This is a genomic window from Mesorhizobium sp. B2-1-1 (assembly GCF_006442975.2).
Lineage (GTDB): Bacteria > Pseudomonadota > Alphaproteobacteria > Rhizobiales > Rhizobiaceae > Mesorhizobium.
Window position 1 is genome coordinate 435,653 of the sequence record NZ_CP083955.1, and the last position, 24,959, is coordinate 460,611.

Annotated in this window: 21 protein-coding genes and 3 pseudogenes; 6 read left to right on the forward strand and 18 right to left on the reverse strand. The window is 61.2% G+C overall.

The window, feature by feature from the left end; all coding sequences use genetic code 11:
• Nucleotides 1–28 precede the first annotated feature (28 nt).
• Entirely contained in the window at nt 29–727 is a 699-nt protein-coding gene (locus FJ972_RS29970; protein ID WP_140523221.1) for an HAD-IA family hydrolase, read from the reverse strand.
• Nucleotides 728–849: 122 nt separating this feature from the next.
• Here FJ972_RS29970 and FJ972_RS29975 point away from each other — a divergent pair, with 122 nt between their 5' ends.
• Nucleotides 850–1,857, forward strand: a complete 1,008-nt coding sequence (locus FJ972_RS29975; protein WP_140523218.1) for a LysR family transcriptional regulator — start codon at nt 850–852, stop codon at nt 1,855–1,857.
• Between the two features lie 85 nt (nt 1,858–1,942).
• Here the strand turns inward: FJ972_RS29975 and FJ972_RS29980 are convergent, their stop codons facing one another.
• Complete coding sequence (locus FJ972_RS29980; protein WP_140523216.1) at nt 1,943–2,188, reverse strand: FCD domain-containing protein; 246 nt, start codon at nt 2,186–2,188, stop codon at nt 1,943–1,945.
• On the opposite strand from FJ972_RS29980, the pseudogene FJ972_RS29985 reads away from it, so the two are divergent.
• A pseudogene (locus FJ972_RS29985) lies at nt 2,133–2,552 on the forward strand (transposase); the annotation flags it as partial. The gene FJ972_RS29980 and the pseudogene FJ972_RS29985 overlap by 56 nt on opposite strands.
• 895 nt (nt 2,553–3,447) lie before the next feature.
• Here the strand turns inward: FJ972_RS29985 and FJ972_RS29990 are convergent.
• On the reverse strand, nt 3,448–4,221 hold the full coding sequence (locus tag FJ972_RS29990) for a hypothetical protein (RefSeq protein ID WP_140523213.1): 774 nt from the start codon (nt 4,219–4,221) through the stop codon (nt 3,448–3,450).
• A 424-nt stretch (nt 4,222–4,645) separates the two neighbouring features.
• Nucleotides 4,646–5,539, reverse strand: coding sequence for a S8 family peptidase (locus FJ972_RS30000; RefSeq protein ID WP_140499605.1), 894 nt, complete (start codon nt 5,537–5,539; stop codon nt 4,646–4,648).
• A 199-nt stretch (nt 5,540–5,738) separates the two neighbouring features.
• Here FJ972_RS30000 and FJ972_RS30425 point away from each other — a divergent pair.
• Nucleotides 5,739–5,900 (forward strand): annotated as a pseudogene (locus tag FJ972_RS30425) (helix-turn-helix domain-containing protein); the annotation flags it as partial.
• 29 nt (nt 5,901–5,929) lie between these two features.
• On the opposite strand, the gene FJ972_RS30225 reads toward FJ972_RS30425, so the two are convergent.
• From FJ972_RS30225 to FJ972_RS30015, 3 genes are read right to left on the reverse strand one after another with little or no spacing between them, the layout of a single operon-like run.
• Nucleotides 5,930–6,598 (reverse strand): AAA family ATPase, encoded by a 669-nt coding sequence (locus tag FJ972_RS30225; RefSeq protein ID WP_413466344.1) that lies wholly within the window; start codon nt 6,596–6,598, stop codon nt 5,930–5,932.
• A complete protein-coding gene (locus FJ972_RS30230) occupies nt 6,517–6,810 on the reverse strand; it encodes an AAA family ATPase (RefSeq protein WP_246674848.1) in 294 nt (97 codons plus the stop codon). The genes FJ972_RS30225 and FJ972_RS30230 overlap by 82 nt, the downstream gene beginning before the upstream one ends.
• Nucleotides 6,807–8,066, reverse strand: a complete 1,260-nt coding sequence (locus FJ972_RS30015) for a metallophosphoesterase family protein (protein ID WP_140523209.1) — start codon at nt 8,064–8,066, stop codon at nt 6,807–6,809. The genes FJ972_RS30230 and FJ972_RS30015 overlap by 4 nt, the downstream gene beginning before the upstream one ends.
• 407 nt (nt 8,067–8,473) lie before the next feature.
• Between FJ972_RS30015 and FJ972_RS30020 the strand changes: the two genes are divergently transcribed.
• The gene (locus tag FJ972_RS30020) at nt 8,474–9,397 is read left to right on the forward strand and encodes a nucleotidyltransferase and HEPN domain-containing protein (protein ID WP_140523464.1); all 924 of its coding nucleotides are present in this window, start codon (nt 8,474–8,476) and stop codon (nt 9,395–9,397) included.
• Between the two features lie 57 nt (nt 9,398–9,454).
• On the opposite strand, the gene FJ972_RS30025 is transcribed toward FJ972_RS30020, so the two are convergent.
• The 11 genes and pseudogenes from FJ972_RS30025 to FJ972_RS30075 form a co-directional block, all read right to left on the reverse strand.
• Nucleotides 9,455–10,090: an AAA family ATPase gene (locus FJ972_RS30025; RefSeq protein ID WP_140523207.1), complete on the reverse strand. Its 636-nt coding sequence runs from the start codon at nt 10,088–10,090 to the stop codon at nt 9,455–9,457.
• 29 nt (nt 10,091–10,119) lie between these two features.
• Nucleotides 10,120–10,337: pseudogene (locus FJ972_RS30030) on the reverse strand (3-keto-5-aminohexanoate cleavage protein); the annotation flags it as partial.
• Nucleotides 10,334–11,278, reverse strand: a complete 945-nt coding sequence (locus tag FJ972_RS30035; protein WP_140523204.1) for a 3-hydroxyacyl-CoA dehydrogenase — start codon at nt 11,276–11,278, stop codon at nt 10,334–10,336. The pseudogene FJ972_RS30030 and the gene FJ972_RS30035, both read right to left, overlap by 4 nt.
• A gap of 13 nt (nt 11,279–11,291) precedes the next feature.
• The gene (locus FJ972_RS30040; RefSeq protein ID WP_140523201.1) at nt 11,292–12,098 is read right to left on the reverse strand and encodes an SDR family oxidoreductase; all 807 of its coding nucleotides are present in this window, start codon (nt 12,096–12,098) and stop codon (nt 11,292–11,294) included.
• Nucleotides 12,099–12,551: 453 nt separating this feature from the next.
• The gene (locus FJ972_RS30045) at nt 12,552–13,961 is read right to left on the reverse strand and encodes an amidohydrolase (RefSeq protein ID WP_140499610.1); all 1,410 of its coding nucleotides are present in this window, start codon (nt 13,959–13,961) and stop codon (nt 12,552–12,554) included.
• Between the two features lie 18 nt (nt 13,962–13,979).
• Complete coding sequence (locus FJ972_RS30050; protein WP_140523199.1) at nt 13,980–15,416, reverse strand: aldehyde dehydrogenase; 1,437 nt, start codon at nt 15,414–15,416, stop codon at nt 13,980–13,982.
• A gap of 34 nt (nt 15,417–15,450) precedes the next feature.
• A complete protein-coding gene (locus tag FJ972_RS30055) occupies nt 15,451–17,034 on the reverse strand; it encodes a GMC family oxidoreductase (protein WP_140499615.1) in 1,584 nt (527 codons plus the stop codon).
• Between the two features lie 79 nt (nt 17,035–17,113).
• Nucleotides 17,114–18,985 carry an ABC transporter ATP-binding protein gene (locus FJ972_RS30060; RefSeq protein ID WP_140499617.1) on the reverse strand — a complete coding sequence of 624 codons (1,872 nt, stop codon included), beginning with the start codon at nt 18,983–18,985 and terminating at the stop codon, nt 17,114–17,116.
• Nucleotides 18,982–19,896 (reverse strand): ABC transporter permease, encoded by a 915-nt coding sequence (locus tag FJ972_RS30065; protein ID WP_140499619.1) that lies wholly within the window; start codon nt 19,894–19,896, stop codon nt 18,982–18,984. The genes FJ972_RS30060 and FJ972_RS30065 overlap by 4 nt, the downstream gene beginning before the upstream one ends.
• The gene (locus tag FJ972_RS30070) at nt 19,896–20,885 is read right to left on the reverse strand and encodes an ABC transporter permease (RefSeq protein ID WP_140523196.1); all 990 of its coding nucleotides are present in this window, start codon (nt 20,883–20,885) and stop codon (nt 19,896–19,898) included. The genes FJ972_RS30065 and FJ972_RS30070 overlap by 1 nt, the downstream gene beginning before the upstream one ends.
• Before the next feature lie 57 nt (nt 20,886–20,942).
• Complete coding sequence (locus tag FJ972_RS30075) at nt 20,943–22,496, reverse strand: ABC transporter substrate-binding protein (RefSeq protein ID WP_140523193.1); 1,554 nt, start codon at nt 22,494–22,496, stop codon at nt 20,943–20,945.
• Nucleotides 22,497–22,967: 471 nt separating this feature from the next.
• Here FJ972_RS30075 and FJ972_RS30080 point away from each other — a divergent pair, with 471 nt between their 5' ends.
• Both FJ972_RS30080 and FJ972_RS30085 read left to right on the forward strand, forming a co-directional pair.
• Entirely contained in the window at nt 22,968–23,732 is a 765-nt protein-coding gene (locus FJ972_RS30080) for a DeoR/GlpR family DNA-binding transcription regulator (protein WP_140499625.1), read from the forward strand.
• Nucleotides 23,733–23,864: 132 nt separating this feature from the next.
• Complete coding sequence (locus FJ972_RS30085; protein WP_140523191.1) at nt 23,865–24,950, forward strand: phosphotransferase family protein; 1,086 nt, start codon at nt 23,865–23,867, stop codon at nt 24,948–24,950.
• Nucleotides 24,951–24,959 lie beyond the last annotated feature (9 nt).

Genomic DNA, 24,959 nt, shown 5'->3' on the forward strand with positions numbered 1-24,959 from the left:
CATCGTCCTCCCTTGGGCGCCGGCGGAGCTATTCCCGCTCGACGGCGTCGGCGAGGTCGCGCAGTGTGGCGAAATGGAAATCCGGCTTCGTCACTTCGCCCGGATGCGGTGTGCCGCCATAGCCTTCCAGGTGCATCCGCCGCTCGATCCAGCAGACCTTGTAACCGAGCGAGCGGGCAACGCCGATATCATGATACTGGCTCTGTGCAACGTGCAGCATGTCCTCCTGGCGATAGCCGAAGGCGGATTGCCGCCCGAGATTATGCGAGAAGAAGCGTGGGTCAGGCTTGGCGCATCTGGCGTCGTCCATCGTGACGGCGTCGTGGAAAGGGGTCCCCAGCGTGTGCGAGTAGGCGCTGAAGGCAACGCGGTCGGCGTTCGTCATGGCGACCAGGCGGAAATGCCGGCGCAGCCGCTTGAGTGCCTCGGCGGAATCCTCGAATGCCGGCCAGCGCAGCACGGCAATCTGGAAAGCGTCGGCCGAGCGCTGGTCCGCAGGCAGGCCGAGCTTATGGGCCACATGGAGGTAGACGTCCGCCATCACCTGGCTGGAGCGGCCGGGATGATCGACGCGCCCTTCAAGATAGGGGGCGAAGAGATCGTCGTCGCTCAGCCCCTCGGCAGCCTTTCCCCCGATCGAGCGGAACGCGTCGAGAATGCCTTTCTCGAAATCGATGAGCGTCCCCACGACGTCGAATGTCAAAATTTTGAATTGCTTGAAGGACATCAGACCTGCCTCTCTTCCTCGCTGAAACCGGCTTCCGACCGGCGGAAGCTTGCGTTCAATGAACAGAAGAGGATGCGTCGCCGCAATTCCACAAATGCTGATCGGGGAGCTTACATTTTGTAATGTCCCGCCTTCGACACCTGCTTCCTTCGCTCAATGCGCTCGTGACCTTCGAGGCGGCCGTACGCTGCGGGACCTTTGCTCGTGCCGCACAGGAACTTTGCGTCACCGGCCCGGCTGTCAGTCGCACGATCGGGCGGCTGGAGGCCCATCTGGGCGTCGCGCTTTTCCACCGGACCGCTTCCGGCGCCGTCCTGACGGAGCAGGGCAGCGTGCTTTTTTCGGGAATTTCGGGCAGCTTCGACGAAATCGAGCGAACAGTCCTGCGGGTGCAGCAGTCAAGGCAGTCGGGAATGCGGACAGTGGTTCTTTCGGTGTCGTCTGCCTTCGCCACGCACTGGTTCATGCCCAGGCTAGCGCTGTTCCAGTCGAGATTCCCGAAAGTCGATATCCGCTTTCAGCTGATCAGCGGACCGCTTGGCGGAGCCGTGGACGGTGTCGATATTGCGATGCGCTTCGATCATGGCAGCAACGCCCGGCACGTCGCGCGCAAGCTGATGCCGGAATTGCTGGTGCCGATCCGCGCTCCTCACCTGCCGGAAAAACAGGCGCCCACCGGCACGTTCATGCCGGCGCTCGACAGGATCATCAATCTCAGCACGGCAGAACCGGACTGGTCGGGCCTGTTTTCGGAGAACACGGCAAATGGCACGGCGGGCGGGCTGCAGTTTTCGGACTATACAGTCGTGGTCCAGGCCGCCCTGCTCGGGCAGGGCGTCGCTCTCGGCTGGCTCAACGTCGTGTCGCATCACCTGGCGCGCGGTGTCCTGGTGCCGGTAGGCCCGGTCATGAAGACCGGCCGGACCTGCGAACTGGTCATCGCCCGCAAGCAGGAGACTCCTGTAGTTTCCGAGATCTGCGATTGGATAGATACCGAATTCACCACCGATATGAAGCGCGTCGACGCGCAGTATCCTGGCCTTGAACTTGGTGCCGATCCATCGCGCCAGGAAAATGGCCGTAATCCGATCAGGAGTTCATCCCATCCAGCGTCTTGCGGCGGATTCTGATAAGGGTGTTTCTCCATTGCTCCAACGGCTGCGGCGGCATCGCGCTTTTCAAGGCCGTCGAGTATTCGGGTGTGATCGCGGACGCTCAGTGACACGGCGCCCTTCGCCAAAAGCCCCGGCGGCGGAATTCCAGGCCGAACGAATACATCTTGTGCAGAAAATCGGCCAGAAGCGGATTGCCGCCGGCCCGACAGATGGCGTGGTGGAATTCGGCGTCGGAAATCTGCAACCGGACGGGATCATGCGTCATCTGGCGCTGCGCCTCGAGCGTCTCAGCTCCCGATCCCCCGACGACCGGTCGTTTGTTCGACAAGAGCCCGATCCAGCTCATCGGCGAACTTCGCCAGCCGAACGGCGCCGCATCGCGAAAGCCGCAGCGTATCGATTACGAAGTATCGCCGCAACGGCACCGCCAATCTCTTCGTTTGCCTCGATGCCCATCGGTCATGGGGGAACGTCAAGGTGACCGAGCGGCGAACCTCCGATGACTTCGCGCTCTGCATGCACTCGTCGATCTCCACTTCCCAAAGGCCGAGTACATCAGATCGTGCTGGTCAATCTGTCGACACACGCCCGCCGTCCTCTATGCGGCCTTCCCGTCATCGGAAGCGCGCCGCCTGCTCAGGCGCATCGAATTCCACTATGCGCCCAAGCACGCCAGTTGGCTCAACATGGTCGACATCGAGATCGGCATGGAGAAGCGGTTCTCAACCGGTTTGGCTGGCCGAGAGGAGGAAGTGACTATCAAAATACCTCAAAAGAAAATGTCGATGCGGATTGCCACTAGGGTGGGGTCCGCGGACGCCAACTTTGCCCACGGGCACCGGCACTCAGGTGGCGGCAAAGGAAGCATACCCAAGAACTCGAGATCCGGAGCAGATCCAAAGGCAGTTGAGGGCACACGCGACCTCGATTCCACCGACGGAGTCCCTTGGGCACGACGCCAAACAACGGTCCACACAGCTCCCCGGTCGACTTCCTCCCCAATTCAGCGCTTGGGGATTCACCGGTTTGCGCAAACGTCCTTCATGACTCGGCGTAATTGGCCCTGCTTGAATCGGAAATCGCATGAGTCGGTAGCGCCCGGTTCTTTCTTGTAAGAGAGCGGCTTCTGCAGCAAATCCAGGAATATTCATTTTGATCGCCTCCTTTGTTGGTTTTATCGATCATAGCATTTGACCAGACTAACTCCCGATTTGTCGACACAAACTTCAGTCCGCCAACATGCAGGAACGCTTTAACCAAGGAGCGCCCGCATGAACGGGCGATCCGGATCTTGCGAACGAACCTTCTGAATTGCGCTTAGCAGAAGCCAGACGCATAACATGCGGTCAAACATGCCGGTATATCGCCAGCAGTAAGTATTGAACAAGCAGTAGTACATGCAAGGCATGACCAAAACCCAAAGAGCACACCACCTCCCCCAATCATGCCTCCGCCGCCGCCGCGCAATTGAGCCATCACTCCTTCTCCAATATTGTTGTAGGGTTGGTTTATTGCAGATTGGTAGTGACCTCTCGTCTTGCATAGCGATGTTTCTGCAGTAAATCCAGGCATATTCATTTTGTATCTCCTTACACTTAGCTAGATTTAACGGTCATAGTACGGCAACATCTTCGCGACGAGGAACGGAAATTCTTCGGTTACGTCGCAGCGCGTAGAGAACTTCTCTGTAAAATCGCTGTTGCGGTTGGTATAAGAGAAGATCACGTCAACGATGTTGCGGGTGGCGCTCAAGGGCGAGGGGCGCACTTCCACCCCGGTCAACGAAAAGTCCCGCCCAAATTCCTCAGCGGCCTTGCCATAGATAGCGGGATAGCGCATGGCCAGGTAGTTCAAGGCGCGGTGCTCGTCGGTCGCGCCGGCATTGTCCGTCAGCTGCATGATCCTGCCGAACAGTTCCTCGGCCGCCGGTCCGAACTGCTGGGCAGTGGTTTTCTCCGGCTTCGGGATGGCTTTGATAAGGGCGTCGCGGTCGAAGGAGTAGATTTGATCGAATGCGACGATGGGTACCATCAGGCCATTACACATTTGCGGCGGCGCGATGGGACCGCGCATACCGATGACAACATCGATGTCATTAGGGCTAGGGGCGGGACGAGTGGCTTCCACCAGCAGATCAATGTCCGCCGGATCGCGTGGCTGCAGTAGGTAAGTTTCCAGCCCCTGGATGGTCAGGACCCAGCATAGTTGGCGCACTAGGTAGCGGTGCTCGCGCTTGGATAGCACGGCGTAGAAGGTCTGTTGATCGGTCTTCCCGGCGGTCTCCGTGCGTCCTGTCGCCTGGGCAAATTCCTTTTCCGCGGCGAGGTTCGGGAAACGCGCTTCGACCCGACCAATGGCGTAAACATAAGAGAGGGACATGGAGTTCGCGCCTCCTGCGCAGGTTGGGCAGGGCGTCTCCCTCGAGAGTGGAGAGGTCGACGACGATCGGAGGTTTTCCTCCCCAGCGGGACCGTAGGCGGCCGTGAACACAGCGGCATCGCATCTTGCCTCATCATGACCTGTCGACCGTTCTGTCGATTCTTGTTCCATAGTAATCCTCATTCATCACATCACAGATCAATGGATCTGGGTTAATGGGCACGGCCGGTGAAGACAAACCGGCGGTTTAGCGCGGCCGCCCGGCGTTCACAGCCTCCGCAGGATTGTATCCCCAGATAGGAGGTAGCTCGTCCAACCGCATCGCCTAACCCGATTTCCTCGTCGGTGATAAATCCAGGCAGGCGTACCCGGTAAGGCGGATGTTCGCTCTGGTTTGGCGAGTCGTTGCCTTCATTTGCCTTTGTCACGCTGTTCGCCTCCTCCCATTTGTCACCAATAGTACTTGGTAGGCCGCCGCGGCATCCAGTAAAGGTGGAACGACGGAAGCACGTCGCGAGGTGGAGGCTTGGGTCAGGGCGAGCTTGATTTGTACCGCGGTCGCAGAAGGAAATTCCGACCATAGAAGTGCAATCGCACCGGTCACAAAGGGCACCGCAACACTTGTTCCACCGAGCGCAAGCGACTGGCCCTCGCTGCCGAGACTGGTAATGCTGTCGCCGGGCGCGCGAAAACCCCGCCTGCCGATGGAACTACCCAGGTTCGATTCGTCGATCGGCCTACCTCGAAAATCACAGGCCACCACCGGGATGACCCACGGGTGGCGGGTGATGGCGGAACTTCCAAGCGTGCCTTGGTTGCCCGCAGCTGCAACGATTATGACGCCGCGGCTGACGGCGAGATTGAGCGCCTCTTCCAACGCCTGCTCGTCTTTAACCGAAGGTTGCGCAAGGGCGAGGCTTAAATTGATTACTCGCGCGCCTGAGCCAATGCATTCGACAATCGCCGTGGCAAGCTCCCGGGGTGTTGCACTGGGCATATGTTCGCGCCCGGCGGTCGTCTCGGTGAAAATAGGGCGTATGAGTAGGGTACAATCGGGGCAAATGGCGGGCGCAGCGGAACTCCGCCGGGCCGATAAGATGCCGGCCACAAACGTTCCATGTAGGCACGCCGCGCTGTTAGCTTGGGTGCATGTGCCACCGCTGCTTCCGAGGATCTCGTGGAGGTGTTCGCCTGTCAGATCGGGATGTTGGGTAACGACAGGTCCATCGATGAGCCCGATCTTCACTTCCGGGCTACCGCTGCCGCGTTCCATCAACGCGGTGAGGCTGACTAAGGCTAAAGAAGCAGAGGGCGCCATCTGCGTTGGACGATCGTCGCGATCGACCTCCCAGCATCTTTTTTATCCTACACGCCGCAAGGAATAACGCAACCCCATCCGGTTGCAATGTCGTAAGCAGATGAGTTGTCCGGATTAGGTAGCACGTGAGTTGTCCGGTTTTATCGCCAGCGGATGGAGGCTGGGGATGAAGCGGACGGCATGGCTACAGGACCGGAGAATGCAAAAGTTTCGGGACGTTTTGAGCCGCTGGAATGGCGGCGATCTTTCGATGATGGAGGCAGGCGAGTTGCTTGGCATGTCGGAGCGGCAATTCCGACGCTACCGCGATCGGTACGAAAAGGCTGGGGAAGCTGGCTTGCTCGATCGGCGTCTGGGCAAGAATTCGACTCGTCGGGTCATGATGCTGCATCAGGACGGCAGACGCGTTCTCAGGCTGGCGTCGATCTCGATCATGTCGGCGACGCTGCCCGTCCAGGTCCGTGACGGTGAAGCGATCTCTGGCAACTCGGCCAGCTGGGCTTGCTTGCGTCGGATATCGGCAAGGATCGGGATCGCGCGAAGATAATTCGCGATCGTATCGAGCCTGGCCGACAGCACCGACCGCTCGGCGATGCTGCGGTCGTAGTTTTCTGTCGCGTCCAGGCGCTCTGTCTCAAGGGTTTCGAAGGTCGACGCCAAGGTGTCGATCGCCTCCCTCCTCGACTTCAGTTCCGCAAGCCGCTTCTTGAACAGAGCAAGCTCGGTTCCGTGTGCCTGCTTGCGATAGAGCCTGTCCGCCTCGGCCTCGAGCAGGCTCAATGTATCGCTTGCATGCCCGAGGCCGGCGCTGGCCGTGAACAGCAGCTTGCCGAGGTCACCGCGCGATTCCAGGATTGATTTTCCACCTGCTTCCAGCGTTTCGTCGTCCAACGAGAACATGGTCTCGTAGGCGTCGCGCGACAGGCCGGCGAGATGGGATGATATCGCCATTTCGCTGACTGGTTGGCCAGTCGCGTTCAGCAACGAGTTGGTGCGCTGTTTGGTGCGTGTGAAAATCTGCTCCGCGCCGCCAAGTTCGAGCACCCCGCCGATGCGCATTGCGCTGTACTCGTGCACGAAATTGTAGCGGCTGCGCTCCTCGATGCCGAACAGCAGATCTCGAGATAGCCGGAAAGCACCGTCGACTTGCCGGCCTCATTCAGGCCGAAGACGACATGCAGGTCGGGACCGGATTCCGGTTTCGGCCCGAAGTCGATCGTCCTGTCGGTGAACTTGCCATAACGGATGAGATCAAGTCGCCGCAGCCTCATTGTGACCCACCGGCCTTGAGGCGGGCGGTAACAAGGTCGGCGCCGCTGGCAACCACCCTCTCCAGGAACAACTCCTGCTCAGTCTCGTCCTTGCCGGCGAAATCGCGCCCGTCAGGCGGAAAATCCGCGATCATCTTTTGGACCAACGCCCTCGCCTCGGCACGGAAGGCTTCCGAGCCGGCATCGGCGCGCATGGACTCTGCGAGCTCGAAAATCGGATCGGCGACGCCCTCGGATGTTTCGGCTGCGGGTGGCGAGACGTTAAGTTCGAGCTTCTCCACCCAGGTTTCGCCTACCTGGTCCGCGACCTGCTCAGCTTCCGCGAGCAGCAGATCCCGGTCGCGGATCAGTGCCCACGATAGAGGTGACGCCCCGGTCAGGCCGAGGCGAACCACAGCATGACGGGATCTAACGGAGGCGCGCACATCTTCGAGCGCGGATCGGACACGCTCGACGATCTCGGACCATTCCACCGTTTCGGTCACGTCGACGTTCACCCGCTCGAATTGCGCGATACTGGTGAGCCTTTCCTCGATCTCGATGGTGCGGTCGTCTTGTATCGTCACCAGGGTGACGGATTTCTCGCCGGCCTCGTTGATGTCCCTGCCCTGTGGAATTCCTGGCATCACCACGGTGCTTGCCCCGGGATGGACTTGGCGGACATGGATGTGCCCAAGCGCCCAGTAGTCGAAACCGTGGCCGTGCAGGTCAGCGACATTGCAGGGGGCATAGACGTCGTGACCCGGCGATCCGGCCAGGCTGGTATGCATGATACCGACATTGACCGCGCCCTCGCGCGGCGCTGAGTACTTCGGGAGTAGACTGTCCGGCGCCTTGGGGCTGGCAAAGCTCAAGCCGTGGAACATGACGTCAAGCCCGCCGGCTGTCTGCAGCACGGTCTGGGGACGGCCGCCGAAGATCGTGACCGTGTCAGGGAACACCAGCTGTTTCGATATCCGCGACAGGGCGTCATGATTGCCACGGATCTTGAAAACCCTGATGCCGGCCTGATGAAGCCGTGTCATCTGTGACGCCAGGAAGCGGGCCGTTTTCATCGAAGTCTGATCGCCATCATAGAGATCGCCGCCAATGACCAGGGCATCGACACGTTCCGTGAGGCAGAGGTCAGCGATCGAGACAAACGCCTGACGGCTGGCGTCTCCGACGAGTTCGGCAAGGTCGGGGTTTCGCATCGCCAGCGAACGCAGCGGCGAGTCGAGGTGGATGTCGGCGGTGTCGACGAATCGAAATGGCATTGGAAATCTCCGGTTTGAACATACCGGTGTTCGACCGCGGCTCGACAGGGAAAATCTTAAGAAAATCCGGCGGCCGATACCGCCGCCCCCCTTCCGCATGAGTTCGCCGACATCTTCCGAGCTAGAAGTCTGTTCGCTTATTCGAGGACCGAGCGCGACGCTGCGGGACAGACCCTCCACAGATAAAAGCGCTGGGAAATGGTGGGGCAATGTATTGACGATACCCCCAACATTGCAGTGATACGTGATGAGCTTAAATCCCTCTGCAATGTTTAGGATGCTGACTTAACAACTCTTCCATTTGATGTCGCACGGTGTGCGTTGCTCAATTCGGCCGAACGAGGCAGTGTGTGGATTCGGGGCCTCGTCTCGGCTATGCACACACGATGGACGACAGATCCTTGTTTATGAAATCCAGCATCGACCACCTCCCGCCACCAAAGCAGCGCGAGCTGAGAAAGACGGTTGAGCTGCTCCTCGAGGAGTTTGAGGATGCCCTCAAGGGAGGGATGACCGACTTCAAAAAGCGCGGGCGCATTCTCAAGATCATACTTTTCGGGTCCTATGCACGTGGTGGCTGGGTCGACGAGCCGCATACCAGGAAGGGCTACCGTTCGGATTTCGACCTGCTTGTGGTGGTGAACAATCGCAAACTGACCGATTTTGCCGGCTATTGGCAGACGGCAGCAGACCGGTTGATGCGCGAAATCAGCACGCCAGTCAGCTTCATTGTACATTCCCGCCGGGAGGTGAACACTGCCCTCAGGGAGGGTCAGTACTTCTTTGTCGACATCCGTCGCGAGGGAATTGTCCTCTACGAGCTCGACGAAGAATCGCTGGCGCATCCGGCACCTACGAAGCCGGCCGATGCATTCCAATTAGCAGCCGAACACCTCGAAGACAGGCTGCCGCACGCCCGAGTATTTGCAAAGACAGCTGGATTTCTTCTCAGCGAATCCAATTTCAAGGAAGCGGCCTTTCTCCTTCACCAATCAATCGAGCAGGCCTACGCGGTGTTGTTGTTGGTTCTAACAAATTACAGCCCTGCCTCTCACAACGTCAAATTCCTTCGCAGCCTCGCTGAAGATCAAGCACAGGAACTTGCCGAAGTTTGGCCCCGCGACCAGCAGCGTTTCGTAGCTTGGTTCAACGTCATCAACGAGGCTTATGTGAAAGCGCGCTATTCGAGGCACTTCGAGATCACTCGCGAAGCGCTCCAGTGGCTTGCCAAGCGGGTCTCCGAGTTGATCGATCGTATCGAAATGATCTGCCGATCACGGCTTGAAAAATTGAGGAGCGAGGCAAATACGGCTGATCAGCAAGCGGGCTAACTTCGCGATTGCACCAATTCCGGTGTGATGTTCGGAATTATCTGTCGTCGTCCGAATTTAAGTGGGGCTGCCCACGTCGTGTGCGAAGTCGTTTCGGCACTCGTATAGAACCTTGAGCACATCGCTGCCGCACGACATGCCGCGAAGCGTGGTCTCTATCCGGGGAAGACGAATGCTGCCGAAGCCGCTGGTACCCGCAGCGCAATTCTGGAGGAGATGGCACAGCGCGCGAAGGGAGGTGTTTTGCCCGTAGGTGGCGATTGCCACGTAGGCGTCGGCTCCTTCAACGTTGTGTTCGGCGTCAATCCTCAAGCAGTCCTCCCGCGTCGGCTGCCCGATCTCGAAACGCATGCCGATACGGCTTTCGATCTGATCCATAGCATGGGTATCACGCCTCGTGCCCGCTAACCGATGAGTGTTGCCGGCGAGCAGTAAAGCGAAGCCGCATCGCTCCTGAAGATGCAGCAGCTCCCGCAAAACAGTGGGTGTGAAGTTCTGATATTCGTCCACCAGCAACGGGCGCGTCGGGCCGTATCGGGCGCCCAAAAAATTCATGCAATCCTTCGCAAGATCGTATGTGTGCTTGCTGTCCCTTTGGACGCCGTAGGCGTCGTGCAGCATCAGGAACATCGGCCTGATAGCCTTGGTATGCTGCGCAACCTCACAATAGGCAGCTCCGCTTTGGGCGGCTATCCAGTTGAGCGCTACAGTCTTTCCGAGTCCTCGGGTGTCTGGTCGGGCTTGCCGGTTTCCGGGTCTCGCGCGTGCAAATGCAGGATCGCGGCACCGGCCTCGGCCGCGGCGATCGCCTCCGACGCGATCTGGTCCGGTGTGATCGGCAGGTAGGGCGACATGGTCGGGGTGTGGATCGCCCCGGTCACCGCACAGGTGATGATGACCTGGTCGCCGTCGCGCCGGGCTTGCGGCTGGTTTCTTTCATTGTCCGAACTCCTGATCCGATTTTTTCTTGTGTGCCGCCAGCGCCATCAGCCGGCGATCCCGCCAGACCTGCCGGTCACCCAGTTTTTTCCTTGGCAGGCGCTTGCTGCGCTCGGCCTCGACGGTTGCCATGACCTCGCCCGCCCAGTCGACCCGGCGCAGCATCTGCGGGAAGATGTTGGAGTAGATGCCCTGGTAGCGATCGACATAATCGCGCACGCCGCCGGGCGCATTGAGGTCGATGGTCTCGAACGGCCCCATGAATGACCAGCGCAAAGCCAACCCGTCGCGGATGCCGATGTCGACATCCTCGACGCTGGCATAGCCGTCGACGAGCCGGAAGGCTTCCTCAAGCAAGGCGCCCTGCAACCGGTTCATGATGAAACCGTCGAGCTCGCGCTTCATCACCAGCGGCGCATGACCGGCATCGATAAGGAAGGCGCGGGTTCTTTCCAGCGTCTCAGCGGACGTCCATGGCGCTGGCACCACCTCGGCCGCCGGAATGAGGTAGGGCGGATTGATCGGATGCACGACCAGGCAGCGGTGCCGCCCCTGCAGATGGTCGGTGAACTTCGACGGCAACAGCGCCGAGGTGGAACTGGCGATCACCGTTTGCGGGCCGGCCAGACTGTCGATCAGGGAGAACACTTCCCGCTTCACATCGAGGTTTTCAGGCGTGTTCTCCTGGACATGGATTGCTCCAGCCAGCGCCTCCTCCAGTTCGACCGCGATGGCGATGCGGCCAAGCACGGTGTCGACGGACTGCCCACGCAGCAGGTCGTTCGAAGAAAGATCGCCAAGCACGCCTTCTATGTAGTCGCGCGCGCCGCCCGTCGCGGCGGGCGACTGGTCCCACATCCGCACGTCATGGCCGGCGCGAGCGAAGCTGATCGCCCAGGCCCGCCCAATGAAACCGCTGCCGACAATCGCAACCTTTGCCATGGATCGGCCCTCCTCAGAGCGTTTCGACGTTGCCGTCGACGCCGAGCGACTGCCCGGAAATGTTGATGCCGGCGTCCGACAGCAGGAAGGCGACCATCGACGCGACATCATAAGGGCTGGTCATGCGACGCAGCGAAATGTTTTGGAGATAACGATCGGTCATCTCCTCGTGGCTGATACCGACCTGCTTGGCGCGCGCCGAGATAACACCTTCGATGCGGGGTCCCTCGATGATGCCGGGCAGGATGGCGTTGACCCTGATGCCGTGCAGCCCAAGCTCCTTGGCGAGGCTTTGCGTGAAACCGATGACACCGCACTTGGCCGCCGAATAGGGCGTGCGGAACGCATAGCCGTGGCGGCCAGCCGCCGACGACATCGACACGATCGAGCCCCCGCCCGCCGCCTTGATCAGCGGCACGGCGCGCCGGGCGCACAGGAACTGGCCGGTCAGGCAGATGTCGATGCAGCGCCGCCAGTCGTCCGGATCGATCTCGTCGACACCGCCTGTCGGCCCGGCAATGCCGGCATTGTTGATCAGCGCATCGAGCCCGCCGAGTTCTTTCTCGACCGCCTCGAACAGCCGGTCGACGTTATCGTCGCGCGAGACGTCGGCCTTCACTGCCGCGATCAGGTCGATCTTGTCGGGCGCAGCGGCGAGCGCTTCGTCGGAAACGTCGCAGACAACGACGCGGGCGCCGAGCCGCGACAGCGTGTCGGCTATGGCAAAACCGATGCCCCCCGCACCCGCTGTCACCAGAACGCGCTGGCCTTTCAGCCCAGCCAGAAATTCGTTTGCGGAGTATGGCGCGCTCGAACTCATGATCGTCCCTCTGACAAGCTCGGCCGGAAATGATACACCCGGCGAAAAGTGACGACCGTCAGCACTTGGGCGGACGAGTTGCTTGAGCGTAAACCGGAACGGCAGGTCACAGTCGCTCTCGCCAACAAGGTAGGACGGATCGATAGCGCGTGAGGAAAGCTACCGCGCGCCGCACCCTTGAGGATGACCGACAGTCGCACGAAAAGACGTCCCCTTTCGGCAGGAGAGAACGACATCAGTGATGGAGATCCGGGCAACCCGAGGATCGGGAGAAGTGATTCAAAGCCCATCGCAGTGCAACAGCTTGATGAGGGCCGATCAACCGTCACTATCACGGGATCGTTCACACATCTTCCAGGAGAAATCCCATCTTCGGGCAAAGTATGTCGCTTCGCTCCAGCGGTTCCTTTGATTAGGACGACAAAGATGAGCACGATGCCCGGCATCATACATCTAGCCGTCCAACGGGGGCGCGAGGTGGGGCGGCAGGATCTGTACTGCGGGATCGCGCGCCAACCTTGCTGCATGTTCCTCCTTAGCTGAAGCTAGCAGATCGGGGTGGCTAAAGAGGTCCGCCGCCGTCGCCGCCAGCGCTTTGGCAACATGGATCATGCCCTTGTGTGCATGTGGCGATTTGCCCTGCGCCGTTACTTGCCATGTGTGCAAAGGCGTGCCGATGGCATAGGTCGCGCCATATGCCTGCACGGTCGGTACGGCCCAGCTCACATCGCCGACATCAGTCGATCCAAGCATCTGCTTGCCACCGGAAGCGGCGCCGACGATACCGTCGCTGAGAGCGCTGTCACTCTCCTGAAGCCGGAACATCGCATAGGCTGATTGGATGTGCTCCCTTGTCAGCGTGGCCTGGATCTGCCCCGCGAACGCTTGGTCAGCCGCATCGAATTCCGGCGGCCCCAGCATCTCGAAATTCTGCGCCATCGCTCCCTCCATAACGCGATTGCCAAGCAGGCTGTTCATCGCACAGACAAAGCGCGACTCCACTTGTGTCTCGCTCATCAGCGCTGCACCCTCCGCGATGCGCTTGACCCGCTCGACTAGCATCAACACCTCGGAGGCTCGCGGCGACCGAACCATGTAGCGCACAATTGCGGCCGCCTGCACGATGTTCGGCGCCGGACCGCCCGCATTGAGATAGGCGTAATGAACCCGGCAATCGGAGGGGATGTGTTCGCGCAGATAGTTGACGCCGACGCTCATCAGCTCAACGGCGTCGAGCGCGCTGCGGCCGAGATGCGGCGAGCCCGCAGCATGGGCGGACCGTCCAGTGTAAGAAAAATCAAGGATCGCGTAAGCGAGCGAGGCCGGCTCCATTACGCCCGCGAACGAGAAGGGGTGCCAGGAAAGCGCCGCGTCGACGTCAGCGAAAACCCCGTCGCGAACCATAAACGCCTTGCCCGATCCGCCCTCCTCGGCCGGGCAGCCATAATAGCGTACACGCCCGGGCAGGCTGTTCGCGGCCAGCCAATCCTTCGTCGCCGTAGCGGCGAGCAGTGCGCCGGCCCCGAGCAGATTGTGTCCGCAGCCATGTCCCGGTCCATTGCCGGAAAGACGCCGGTGTTCCGCTACGCCGGCTTCCTGGCTTAACTCCGGCAATGCATCGAACTCGCCGAGGAAGGCGATGACCGGGCCGCCTTCGCCTGCCTCGCCCATGATGGCCGTCGGCATGCCGGCAAGGCCGGTAGCAACTCGGAAGCCCTGATCGTTAAGCGCCTTCAGATGCTCGGCCGACGACCGATGTTCCTGATAGTTCAGTTCGGGCGTTTCCCAAACCCTGTCGCTCAGTTCGATGAAGCGCCCGGCCTGACCGTCGACATGCATCCATATTCCATGGCCGTTGCTCATTATCGCTCCGGAACTCCCTCAGACTGCGACAGTCTTGTGCTCGATGTAGTGATTGATGGCTTCCGGGCCGAACTCGCGTCCCACGCCGCTTCGCTTGAAGCCGCCAAAGGGGGAGAGCAGGTCCGAGGCCGCGTTGTTGATCGTCAGCCCGCCGCTGCGGATGCGGCGGGCGATCGCCAGACCCTGGTCAGTATCGTTCGTCCAAACCGAACCGGAGAGACCGTACTCCGACTCGTTGGCGAGCCGCACTGCCTCATCCACCCCGTCATAGGGGATGACGCAGACGACTGGGCCGAAGATCTCCTCCTGGGCGATGCGTGAGTTGTTGTCGACATTGGCAAAAACCGTCGGCTTCACGAAGGCGCCGTGATTGATGCCTTCCGGCATTCCAAGGCCGCCCGTCGCAAGTTCCGCGCCGCTTTCCAGCCCAGACTGGATGTAGTCACTGACCCGCTGGCGCTGGCGCTCGGCAGCAACCGGACCGAGGAAAGTTTGCGGGTCGGCCGGATTCCCGATCTTCATACCCGTAACATTGTCCACCAGCGCCGAGGTGAAGGCATCGTGGCGCCGGCGCGATATGAGTATCCGAGTCTGCGCAACGCAGACCTGGCCGTTGTTCGGAAACGAGCGGTAACGCAGCGCCTCGACCGTTTCGCCGATATCCGCGTCGTCTAAGACGAGCGCCGCGGACTTGCCACCCAGTTCTAGGCTGACTCGCTTCAGCTGCGCACCGGCGAGGCTGGCGATGCGGCTTCCGGCGGCGGTCGACCCGGTAAAGCCGATCTTGTCCACTCCCGGATGCGTGACGAGATACTCGCTCACTTCCCGGTGCGCTACCAGGATGCTCAGCACGCCGTCCGGCAGTCCGGCTTCGCTGAAAAGTTCGCCCAGATATTGGCCGTCAATCGCCGTCTCCGGCGCCAATTTCAGAATCACCGTGCATCCGGCAAGCAGAGCCGGAAAGAGTTTCGCTAGCGCGACCTGATGCGGTGCATTCCAGGGGATGATGGCGGCAACCACGCCGACTGGTTCGCGGATCCAGATGGACGTCCCTTTCGGGAAGCCCTCGCGCTTCACCTCCCAGGGATAGTGTTCGGCCGCGGTCAGATAAGCCTGGCCCTGATCACGGATCAGGGCCTGGATCGCCGCGGCGAACCACGCGGGAGCGCCCATTTCTGCCGTGACCAGTCGGGCAAATTCCGTGGACCGCGCCTCGTAGAGGTCGGTGAATTTACGGATGACCGCGATGCGCTCGGCTACCGGCATGCGCGGCCACGGCCCTTCGTCGAACGCTTTGCGCGCCACGTCGACGGCAAGGTCGATGTCCGCCTGTGCGGCGAGCGGAGCCGTGCCGACCAGGCTGCCGTCGTAGGGCGAACGAACTTCGATGGACTCCGGGCCGAGCGGGTCGACGCGCCTGCCGCCGATGAAATTGTGCTTGAAATTCCTGGTCATTGCCCGTCTGGCTCCTGTTCCGGCTTGCCTGGGATCAGGGATGGATGAGATCCGCCGCCCGCTCGCCGATCATGATTGCAGTCGCGTTGGTGTTGCCCGCGATGTGGCGCGGAAAGATCGAGGCATCCGCCACCCACAGCCTCTCGGTGCCGCGCACGCGCAGTTCCGGCGTCACCACCGCCTTATCGTCGATCCCCATCCGGCAGGTCCCGACCGGGTGAAGGAAGGGGACCGTTGCCTTGCGCACATACTGCTCCTCCGCATCGCGGCCGGCCCCCTCGGGCGGCACGTCGATCAGCTCGCGCACGTGGTTTCCGAATGGCGGCGTCGAAGCAAGGCGGCGAATCCAGGCCAGTCCGCGTAGAACGCAGTCCAGGTCGTCTGGGTGGTCGAGGAGCCGCGGATAAATCGCGAGCGGCGTGCGCGGATCGCTGCTGCGTAGTTCCAGACGGCCAGTACTCTTGGGGTAATTCACGTTCGCCAGAATGGTGACGAGATTGCGCGTGGGGACGCGCAGGCGTCCGCTTTCGCTGAAATAGCCGAACGGGAAGAGGTGGAACTGGAGGTCGGGCACCTCCTGCTCGGGTGTGGATTTGAGGAAGGCGAGCACCTGCGCGGTCGGCACGCTCAGCACGCCACTGCGCGACAGCGCCCACTGCCCGGCGGCGCGCAGCCGGCCCAGGGCCGACGCATAGGCATTGCCCGTCTTGACGTCCATTTCGGCGCGGACATAGAGGCCCGGATGCTCCATCAGGTTGCGCCCGACGTCGGGGCTGGCGACGCGCACTTCGATGCCATGGCGACTCAGTTCGGCCGGATCGCCGATGCCCGAAAGCATTAGGAGCTGTGGCGAGTTGATGGAGCCTGCAGACAGGACCACACCGCGGCGTGCTGTTGCCCGGATTGTCTTGTCCCCGCGCATGATGTCCACGCCCGAGGCCCGCTTACCCTCCATGACGATACGCTCCACCAGCGCGTCGTCCATGAAGGTCAACTTATTGTCCTTGAGACGTGGGAGGACGAAGGCGTCGAACGCCGAATGACGCAAGCCCCCTGTCGTGGACCCTTGATTCCAGGCGACCCCTTCATGCGAGCTCCCGTTCAGGTCCGGGTTGCGGGGCACGCCGGCATTGACGAAGCTGTCAATGAATTTCTGCGATAGTGGGTGTTTCCAGCGCAGCGATGAAACCCGGAGCGGACCCATCCCGCCGCGGTGAGAATTGTCCCTGTCGTCGTCCGCCGTCTCCATCTTGCGGAAATAGGGAAGCACGGAGGCCCAGCCCCATCCCTTGTTTCCCAGCGCCTCCCAAGCGTCGTAGTCGCCGGCCGCGCCACGAATGAAGATCATCCCGTTGATGGCCGACGAACCACCCGGAACCCGCCCGCGCGGCCAGGCTTCCTGCAGTCCGTTACGGCTCGGATCAGGCTCGGTGACGTAGTTCCAGTCGTACCGGTTGTTACCGATCGTATACATGAGCGCGGCCGGTACGCGCGTCAGGTGGAGCTTCTCGCGCTTGCCCGCTTCGAGGAGAAGGACGCTCGCACCCTTTTCGACAAGCCTGGCGGTGAGCGGTGAACCCGCACTGCCCGAACCTACGACGATATAGTCGAATTCCATGATACGCTTGCCTCATCGGGATTGCGGGGCACCGCGCCGGGGTCAGGGGCGCCCAGGACGGTCAGGGACTGCGCCGCTGTTACGGGCCGCTCAGATCGACCGCCGGCATCAGCCTTGGCGCCGACAAGCCGGCCTCGACGAGATGGCACGCGGCGTAATCCACGTCGCTTCGTTTCAGCAGCGCCGGATCCTCCGTGACGCAGCGGTCAAAAGCGAACGGGCAGCGTGTGCGGAAGGTGCAGCCGGAAGGAATGTCGATGGGGTCCGGCGGCTCGCCTTCAAGGAGATAGGTCGCCGTGTCGTAGGGCTTGTGCTCGATCGCCGGAACCGCACTGAGCAGGGCTCGCGTGTAGGGATGGCCGGGATCGAAGAACGTCGCCTCGTTGCCGGCGAGTTCGGCGATGCGACCGAGATACATCACGGCCACGCGATTGCAGACGCGGCGCACCATGCTCAGATCGTGCGAGATATAGATGTAGGTCATGCCGTGGCGGGCCTGCAGACGCTCGAAAAGATCGAGCAGCTTGCCCTGTTCCACTTGGTCGAGTGCCGACAGCGTCTCGTCGAGGATCAGGAGTTCCGGGTCCAGCACCATGGCGCGGGCGATGTTGACGCGTTGCCGCTGGCCCGCACTGAGCCCTACCGGCAGTTTGTCCGTCAGCTCGGGGCGCAACCCCACCTCGTTCATCGTGTAGGCGACCTTCTCGCCGATCTCCTTGGCGCTCATTCCGCCATGGATGCGCAGCGGTTCGGCGATCGTCCGGCCAATGGCCAAATGTGGCGGGATGGCGTTGTAGGGATCCTGCAGCAGCAGCTGGAACCGACGGCGCAGATCAAGCAGCTTCTTTCGGCCGAGATGCGCGATGTCCTGGCCCTTGAACAGGATCTGGCCGCGATTGGGTGCTTCGAGGCGGCTGAGTAGACGCGAAAGCGTCGACTTCCCGCAACCGGATTCGCCTACGATGCCAAGATTATCGCCTTTGTAGACGTCGAACGAGACGCCCCGGACGGCCTGGACAACCCGGTACGCAAACAGCCTCTCACGGTCCTTGGTTGCGTAGGAACGGTAGACGTCGCGGACCGAAAGGATGATTTCGCGTGTGTCGTCCTTGGCCAAGCCCGGCGCGGCGGTGACCTGCTCGGCGCCCCAGATGCGCGGCACGCTCTTGATGAGGTTGCGCGTGTAGTTGTGCTGGGGTTCGTCGATCAGTTTACGGGTCTGCTGGCACTCGACCACGCGGCCATCGGCGAGCACGAGGACGTTGTCTGCGATCTCGTTAACCACACCGAGCGCCGAGGAGACGAAGATGACCGCCGTGCGAAAATCGCGCTGGAGATCCCTCAGTAGGCGAAGAATCTGGGCGGCGACCGTCACGTCGAGCGGCTGCGTGATGTTGTCAGCGACGAGCAGGTCAGGGTTGGTGACCAGGGCATCGACAATCAGCACGCGCTGCATCATCCCGCCGCTGAACTGGAAAGGAAATTCGTGAAAGCGCTGCGCCGGGGAAGGAATGCGGACCGCGTCGAGGACACGAAGCACGCGCGCCTTGGCTTCCGCAGTCGAAATGCCCGGCTCGACGGCGCGCAGCTTCTCGATGATCTGCTGTCCGACCGGGATGGTCGGATCGAGTGCGCTGCCAGGGTCGGAGCCTATATAGGCCACCTTGCGCCCTCGCAATCTCTGCATCTCGGCGGGCGCGAGATCGAACAGGTTGCGGCCATGGTAGGCAATCGTCCCGCCGGTCACGACCAGCGGCGGGCTTATCCAGTTGACGAGTGCGCGCGACAGGACGGTCTTACCCGAGCCGCTTTCACCGATGATGCCGAGGACCTCGTCCTGGGAAACCGAGAGATTGACGTCCTGAAGAACAGCGCGCCTTGCGCCGCCTGGCAACGCTAGATCGACCGACAGGCCCGAAATCTCGAGAATGCTTACACTCTCCCCGCTCATAGGACACCTTGGAGTAGCTTGTTGCGGGAGCGCTCAAGGGCACCGCCCATGAGGTTGATGCTGCACAGCGATATCGCCAGCAGCAGGCCGGGAATGGTGGTGATCCACCACGCATTCAGGAGATACTTGGTGCCGTCGGCGATGATCGTCCCGAATGTAGGCGTGGGCGGCTGGATGCCGATGCCGATGAACCCGAGGATGGCTTCGAAGATCATCATGCGCGCGACGTCGAGCACGGCGACGAATGCGATCGGGGGCAGGATGTTCGGCGCGATATGCACCAGCAGTATCCGGACGTCCGATGCGCCGAGGATCTTGGCGGCGCGCACATATTCCTTGCGCCGCTCGGACATGGTGACGCTACGCGCCACGCGTGCGTAGCCTGGCCAGCCCGCGAGGATGAAGACGAGGATGACCGTCAGCGGCGTCGGCCGCGTCACGCCGAGGATGGTGATGGCGAGGATGATCACCGGGATCGACATCTGCGCATCCGTGATGCGCATCAGGATCAGGTTGGTCCAGCCGCCGACATAGCCGGCCACCATCCCGACCGCCGAACCTAGAACGAACATGCCGATGACGCTCGTAATGCCGATCATCAGGGCGTTCCGCAGGCCGATCAGCGATCGGGCTAGAAGATCGCGGCCCAACTGGTCGGTCCCTATGAAATGAGGCCAGACCGAACCTTCGGCAGGCCAGGGCGGCGAGAACTTGAGGCCGACGTTGAATTTCGTCGCGGAAAGGCCGAGCAGCCCCGGCGCGGCGACCGAGAGCAGGATCACGGCGATGAAAATGACCGCCCCGACCCGGAACTCCGGCGTCTTGAATGCTTGAAGGAAGATATTAGCGCCGAGGCTTCGGGCTTTTGGGGGAACGCTGACTTCCGCGTCGACGATGGTGTGTTCGGACATCAGTACTGGAGCCTTCTGTCGATCGTGGTCGATGCGAAATCGACGAGGATGTTCACACCGACGAGCCCGGCGCAGGCGAAGATCGCGATCGCCTGGATGATCGGGAAATCGCGCTGGAACACCGCATTGATCATGAGCAGGCCGATCCCCGGATAGTTGAAGAGGTATTCGACGACGAACAGCGAGCCGAGGATCAGGCCGACCGCCTGGATGCCCAACACGTTCAGAAGGGGTATCCCGGAGTTACGCAGAACATGCGCCGAGATCATGCGCCGTCGGGTCAGCCCGCGGATTTGGCCAACATAGACATAGGGCTCGAGGAGGTTGGAGGAGACCGAAACCGAGAGCGACCGGACGATGATCGGAATCAGTTCCACCGCCAGGACCAAGGCCGGCAGGATCGCATAGGTCCAGTTCTCGTAGCCGATTGCAGGTAGCCAGCCAGTCCTGGCCGACAACAAATAAATGAACACCAGTCCGAGCCATACATTGGGCAGCGAGACGAGGACCGAACTCAGGTAAAGCGCGAATCGGTCGGGCGCCCTGCCCGCGTTAAGGCCGGCCCAGATGCCGAGCGGAACCGCGATCGACAGTGAGATCAGGAAGGCCAGGCCGGCCAGCAGCAGGCTGTAGGGCAATGTCGCGCCGATCAGATCAATGACCGGCGCCCGGTTGCTGGCATCGAAGGTCGATTCGCCGCGCGAACCTCCAGTGCTGCCGCCCTGGGCGCTGCGCACGAAGGATCGGCCGAAATCGCCGCGGACGATCTGGGTCATATACCGCCCGAACTGGACGATTATCGGATCCCGGAGGCCGAACTCCTTGGCCGTCTGCTCCGCCACGGACTGCGAAACCATCGGGCCGAGCATCAGCCGCACGGGGTCGCCGGGCACCACGCGCAGCAGGGTGAAGATCAACAGGGCGATGCCCGCCACAATGATCACGCCTTGGGCAAGACGGCGAACGAAGAAGTCTATTGCAAAAAGCATAACGGCAGGCTCACGAAGGAGCAGCGCCGCCGGATGGCGACGCTGCTGGGCCAAAGGTTAGACGAGATCCGCCTTCGACAGGTCGATAGGTCCGTAGGGCAGGTAGACCGCGCCTTCAAGGTTCTTGGCGGCGCCGTGGAAGGTGAGCGCAGAGAACAGTGAGAAGCTTGGGACTTTCTTGGCCATCGTCGGGAAGGTTTCCTCGGTGAGGATCTTCAGCCGCTGTTCCGGATTGGGCGCGTTGCGCTCCTTGTCCAGGACCGCGTCGATCTCGGGATCATTGATGCCCGAAATCAGCGCCGCGCTGGAGTGCCAGTTGGGCCGCAGGACGAGGTCCGGCTCAGGCGACGGCGTCATCCAGCCGACGTCGCACATATGGCCCTGGCCCTGACCGTCGGCGCGGCGATAGATCGCCACTTCCCAGGCCGCTGGCTCGAGCACCGTCAACTGCACGTTGAAGCCCTGCTCCTGGAGCATCGCGGCGATCAGTTCGCCATACTCCTTGGTCTTGGGATAGAAGCCGATCGAAGTGATATATTCGAGCTGCGGCAGCCCCGCCCCGTTCGGGAAGCCGGCTTCGGCCAGCAGACGCTGCGCTTCCTCGGGATTGTAGTCTGGATATCCCTTGATGTCGGTGAAGCCGAACTTCATCGGGGAGACGTAACAGCTTGACTCGAGCGCCGCTTCGCCCATCAGTTCGAGGATCTGCTTGCGATCGATCGAATGGCATGCCGCCAGGCGGATGCGCGGATCGTCGAAGGGCGCCTTGTTGCAGCGAAAATGCAGATATTTGTTCTCGGTCGTGAGACCCTTGCGAGTGGTGACCTTCGGATTTCCGGCGAGCGATGCGTACTGTTCCGGCTCGAGACGTTCGGCGATGTGGTACTGGCCGTTCAAGAGGCCGAGAACCCGCGTGTTGGCATCCGGAACATAGGCATAGACGACCTCATCGATCTTCGGACGCCCGCCGAAGAAGTCGTCATAGGCGTGAAGAATATTTTTGTCGCCGTTGGTCTCGACATACTTGAAGGCGTTCGTGCCGTTCGGACGCTTTTGGAGAATCTTCGGATCAGCAACATCCTTCGCCGAGAGGATCGGGATCACGCTTGAAATAAACCACCAAGCCGATGCCGGATAGCCGTGCTTCTCGGTGTGCAGTCGCACCGTAAGGCGATCGACAATTTCGACATCGACCTTTCCGGGGCAAAAGGAAGCCGCCGGGCGGGCCGGGTCGCAGGAGTATTCGAGCGTCGCCTTTACGTCCTCGGCGCTGAATTCCTTGCCGTCGTGAAATTTCACGCCGTCGCGCAGCTTGAACTCGAACGTGTTGGTGTCGATCAGCTTCCAGCTTTCCGCCAGCGCGGGTTCGAGCAGGTCCGCCTCGCCGTCCCGCATCGGGGCACGCGTCAACGCATTGAAGACGAACTTTTCGAAATTGCCCTGACCAAGGGTCGTGTGGGAAGTCGGATCCCAATTACCCGTGACGGGCCCCATCGACGCGAGCACGAGTGACTTCTTGCCCTGCGCATTGGCCGGCACCGCGAGCTTGCCGAGCACGCCGGCCACGCCAAGCGCGCCCGCGCCAACCATAATGTCTCTACGCGTAATCATTGATCCTGTTCCCCTTTTTGTATCGGCGGTTGTTTTGCCGATGTGCGGTTTAGTTTTCTAGGACCCGCTCGGCGCCGGCCCGTTGAACTCCATCCTTCGACCTGCAGCATGGCACTTATTCGCCATTGCCAGACGAGCCTTCCAAATCCTGACTGGACGCCAGATCCATCCTCAAACCGATCCAATTTCTCAAAACACACAAATCGGTCAAAAACACCAATATCGACACATTTGCCTGTGGTCAAGCGCGGCTTGGCCTACTCTCGGCGAGTGCCCAGTCCCGAACAGGTCTAAATCTCAAGGCTGTTAGACCCTAGGACTGTTGAGCGACTAAGACGGATTTGACTGGTTTGAGCATGTCGACTAGCTTGGCGCCGGGATTTTCGGTCTTCCGGCATCTCGCAGTGTTCGACGTGCTCGGGGATATGTTAAGTCCGGAAAGACCCAAATGGTCACAGGCAGATTCGGTCCATGAGATTTTCTGAGTTTCGCCAGGAAAAAATCCTGGAAATACTGCGCGCGAATGAGCGCGCGAGTGTCAATCTGCTCGCCGATCGCCTCGAAGTCAGTCCGGAATCCATCCGGCGCGATCTGCGTCTACTCGAAACAAATGGCTTGGCTCGGCGCGTCTACGGCGGTGCGGTACTGACGCCAAAAGAGGGGGACAAGCCGTTTGGCGAGCGCAGCCGGGTCAATGCGCCGGAAAAAAACTTGATCGCCGAAAGGGCTGCCAGCCTTATCCAGAACGGTATGAAGATCTTCGTCAGTTCGGGAACCACTACGCTGGCCTGCGTGAAGCACCTTGACAAGCATGCAGACCTGACGATCTTCACGAACTCCATCGCCATTGCGGCGCATTTTTTCTCCCACGGCTGGGGCACCAGTGTCCGCGTGCTCGGCGGTCCGATGGTGCCGGAATATCAGGCCACATTCGGGCATTCTACCATTACCGCGCTGAAAGGGCACAGGTTCGACCTGGCTTTGATGGGTGCCAGCGCCGTCCATGTCGATCACGGCTTCATGGGCTTTGGTGAGGACGAGGTTGCACTGCACGATGAGGCGAGGCGTCAGGCCGGCACCACCGTCATGGTAGCCGATCGATCGAAGTTCGGACGCTTCGGCTCGGTTCGTGCATTCGGCCTTGCCGACGCCCAACATGTCATCACCACTAAGGGTGTCGGCGAAGAATTCGTCCAGCGCTTCGCCGAACTGGGCGTCGACCTCATCCGCGTTTAAGTGCATCTCGGCGCCGATAGGCACGTCGGCACTTTACTCACGCCCGCATAGATATAGCATTGCGTTTCCTGCTGGCGCGCCTGTCCCCCGCTCCCTTTCGTGGACGGGCCGTCGCTGGTCGGTTGTGCTTGCTTGGATTACAAGGGTTCCGCTGGCTTCATGGAAATTGGTCTGTCGCGAAAGGGTATGGATCGCCGCATCGGCCCGATGGACATTCATCGTCTCCCGTCCGCAACAAAAGAAGTCCGTTCCCTTTTTGCGGATGACCTCACGGCGCCGGCCGACCTCTGTCTTGTGACGCCCGACGAGCCCGCCTGCTCTGGTGCCGGACCGCAGCTGTGCAGATCGGCACAGGAGATGGAGCCGGGCATTCTCGTCCCGTCGCATCGTGGCGTGGACAGCACCCGCCTGCTTCTGTCGGTCGATGGCCAGCATCCGTCGCTCCTGCTCAAAACCATTCAGCCCGACCAGCGCCGCTTCATCGATGCGGCCGCATCCTTCGATGCGCAGCGCAAAGCGGCCGGCCTCGGCTGCGCGCCCAAGATCCTTGCCATCGATGCGCGGCGCGCGACCTGCATCATGGAATATCGCGACGGCTGGGCGACCGCCCGTGTCAGCGACCTGAAAAAGCTGGACGTCCTCAATGAGGTGATAGGTGTTAAGCGCAGGGTCCACGGCGGACTGCGCTTCACGATCCCGGTGTCGCCGTTCGACCGGATCCGCGCGCTGAAGCAGGAATGCGATCGGCTCGTGGCCCAGGCTCCTCCCGACCTTCCGGTCCTGTTCGAGCAGGTTTTGCGCTTTGAGCGCATGATCGCCGCATCGGGGGTCGACAGTGTGCCCTCCCATGCCGACGGCCTGGCCTCGAACATCCTCATCGGGCCGGATGGTCGCATCGAGCTCGTGGACTTCGACGGTGCCGGCAACGTCGACCCCTATTATGAGATCGGGATCCTGATCAACGAGGTTTTCGAAGACGAGAAGGACTTCCTCCCGGCCCTCGAAATGTTCGAAGGCACGCCGAGGCCGGCAAGTCTCCGTCGCGTGCGTCTCTACGCGATCGCCGACGATCTCGCATGGGGTCTCTGGGGTCTCGTGATGGACGCCACCTCGCAGCGCAAGGATGTCGAGTTTTACCGCTACGGGTTCTGGCGCTTCATCCGCTGCCGCGCCGCGCTCGGAAGCCTCGATTTCGGCTCGTACGCCCGAATGCTCTGAGAACCCTTC